Raw genomic sequence first — 2,998 nt, 5'->3', positions numbered from 1 at the left:
GTGGGAGCATCTTGCTCCCGTTCCAGGTATTCCTTATTCCTGTATACCATTACTATGTAAGACTACCAACAATATTAGTAGAGGGTTTGAAGACCATTAGTAGAGGGTTTGGAGAGCAAACCCCTACCAAGAATTTTAATCCGGGTTAATTCCTTTTTGCCTAAGCATTTCTACTAGTCTGTCTGCACGTTGTTTTTCCTCGTCTAATTGTTGTTGTATTTGCTCTGCACGTTGTTTTTCTTGGTCTAATTGTTGTTGTATTTGCTCTGCACGTTGTTTTTCTTGTTCCCGGAGTCGATATAATTCTACAGGGGTGAGAAACTTGTTTCCATCTGGTCGATATATTTCTAGGGTCTCTGCTGTAAGTTCAAAGCGAATACCTAGACGCGGACTTACCCAACCATTAATTTCTGGAATTGCTTCTAAACTATTCCCTACTCTAGTTGAACCGACAAAATCATTTTCATCGGGGTCATAGATATAATATTCTTCAACTCCATATTGTTGATAAAAAAGTAATTTTCTAGTCATTTCCTGGGGGCGGTTGCCTGGTGACAAAATTTCAAATATAACTTGGGGAGCAATATTATTTTCTTCCCACTGTTTATATGAACCCCTATCTCCTTTTGGTCTACCAAAAACAACCATCACATCAGGTGCTTGGCGAATTTTGTTATTTCCTTCCATGGGATACCACAGAAAATCTCCGGCAACGAAAATATCCGCTACTTCAGCAAATAATATTTCTAGGTTTTCTTTAATAGTAACTATCCACCGAAATTGTTTGGTATTATCTGCCATTGGTTGACCGTCGCTATCAGGGTAAATGATTTCTGATTTAGTATCAGTAGTTAGTTGTTGTATCATATTTTGTTTAAACTAATTTGAGGGAAAAGAGTGTAGGGGTTTGGTCTCCAAACCCCTATAATAATGATAACCCTGTAGGGATGTTTCACTGCGTGACATGAAACGCATTTTTGTTATACAACGTCTCTACTTTTTAAGGCGAAACGTTTTTGGAGGATTGTTCAAAATCTCCTAAAAACAACTTCTGACTTCTGACTTCTAACTTCTGACTTCATTACTGCACTGTTACCACTTCTTCTGAACTTTCATTTGCCAAGCGATCGACTGCCCGCAAAGCATAAGTTCCTGGCGTAACTCTCACCGCATTAGTACCAGAATTTAATACTTGCACAAGCGCCCATTGATTACCATTTTGCTGATACAACGCCCAAGAGCGAACATCTCCAGTATTATCAGCACTCCAACTAATAACATCAGAATTAACCTGTACTCCTGTAGGTGTTGCGGGAGGTTGGTTATCTAACCACGGCATCGCTGGAGGTAATGCTGGAGTTGGATAAACCGAACTTTTGAATACATTATTTACACCCGACACATTATCTCGAAACATCTTCATACTAAAAAAGATATTTCCTAAAGAAAGTTGACTTGCTCTCTGACGAGAAAGAGCAACTTGTCTCTCAAACTCAGATACTGACCAACCAGAAACTTGTAACTGACTTAAATAATTTCCAGCATAAATATGACGACGTTGGGGGTTTTGTTGCAACCACCAATTTAATAACGCTGGATAACTTTGTTGAGGTGGATCGATGCGCCAATAAAGTTGAGGTGCCAAATAATCTAGCCAACCCTTCTCCATCCATAATTTCACGTCAGCATATAAACCTTCATATTGATCGAAACCAACAATACCAGGGGGGTTGCCAGGACGATAAATTCCAAACGGACTAATACCAAATTTGACATAAGGTTTCTCAGCGTGAATACCTTGGTAAAGACGTTGCACCATATTATTCACATTCTGTCGTCGCCAGTTAGATAGAGAAAGAGTGCCGCCAGATGCTTTGTAACTATTGTAGGTTTGGTAGTCGGGAAATTCTTGTCCTGCTTGAGGATAGGGATAAAAATAGTCATCGAAGTGAATGGCATCAACATCATAACGGCGCACCACATCTATAATAGTATTGTAAGTTTGGTCTTGAATGACTTGCGCTCCTGGGTCCATCCAAATATTTTTGCCGTATCTATAAGCATATTGGGGATATTTGGTCGCCATGTGATTAGCAGCAAAGGAGCCATCATTAGGACTGAGTTGGGCACGGTATGGGTTAAACCAAGCATGAAGTTCGATGTTGCGTTTATGACTTTCGGCGATCGCAAATGCTAAGGGGTCATAATATGGCTGGGGNTTCCCTGTTGCCCGGTTAACCAGCCACTCCAAGGCTCAATAGGAGAGTCATATAAGGCATCTCCGGTTGGTCGAACTTGCAAGACTAAAGCGTTGAGGTTTAGTTCTTGCATCCGGTTGAGGATGTTGAGTAGTTCGGCTTTTTGTTGGGCGACGGGTAGACCTCGTTGAGAAGGCCAGTCAATGTTGGCGACGGACGCTACCCATACTCCACGAAATTCTCTGGGGGAAAAGAAGGATGCTTGTTGAGCAGTGGCTGTGGGTAAGTAGCTAGAGATTTGAGTCAGGGTTAGTCCTAATATTATGAGGCAACTCCAGAGGAGATGTTTGGGTCGAAAGTGGATGTTTTTGGGGATTTTAGCTAATAGTTTGTTGACTAAGTTCATTTTTGGATAGTGGTAATTTAACCTCATTCTACCTGATACTTAACTTCATACGGTTCAATGATTTTTTTGTAGGTTTAGTCAGTAGTAATATTATGTTCGGTTAAATACTTATAATATTTGTGAAGGTTGGTAATAGACATGAGTGGAAATTGATATAACGTGTCACGGTTTGGAGACCAAACCCCTACCTTCCTACTAGCTCTGATAATAACTAATTATTTGAACTTATTTGAACATAAGATAATTTACCCGAACAGAAATTTAACAACTATTGCGTATATCGCCATAAAAGATTTTAGTGGAGGTTGACAAGTAAGAATCTTCCCTAGAAAAAGTCAGATAATTTCTCAATTCTCTTCTTTGCCGAACAGAACTTTAACGACTATTGCGTATA

Annotated in this window: 3 protein-coding genes; all 3 read right to left on the bottom strand. The window is 39.9% G+C overall.

Features of this window, described 5'->3' with window-relative positions:
• Positions 1–135 precede the first annotated feature (135 nt).
• A complete protein-coding gene (locus tag AFK68_RS03945; RefSeq protein ID WP_094671679.1) occupies positions 136–867 on the bottom strand; it encodes a Uma2 family endonuclease in 732 nt (243 codons plus the stop codon).
• 214 nt (positions 868–1,081) lie between these two features.
• Positions 1,082–2,161: a glycoside hydrolase family 10 protein gene (locus AFK68_RS03940; RefSeq protein ID WP_371357220.1), complete on the bottom strand. Its 1,080-nt coding sequence runs from the start codon at positions 2,159–2,161 to the stop codon at positions 1,082–1,084.
• A 58-nt stretch (positions 2,162–2,219) separates the two neighbouring features.
• A partial coding sequence (locus tag AFK68_RS40950) for a family 10 glycosylhydrolase (RefSeq protein ID WP_371357219.1) occupies positions 2,220–2,604 on the bottom strand: 385 nt, incomplete at its 3' end.
• Positions 2,605–2,998 lie beyond the last annotated feature (394 nt).

Origin of the sequence: Hydrocoleum sp. CS-953 (assembly GCF_002260545.1) — a bacterium.
Lineage (GTDB): Bacteria > Cyanobacteriota > Cyanobacteriia > Cyanobacteriales > Microcoleaceae > Trichodesmium.
This window is presented reverse-complemented; position numbering and strand designations above follow the sequence as displayed.

Excerpts from the sequence above, each read along its gene's own strand:
- AFK68_RS03945 (WP_094671679.1), bottom strand. The coding sequence starts at position 867 with ATGATACAACAACTAACTACTGATACTAAATCAGAAATCATTTACCCT.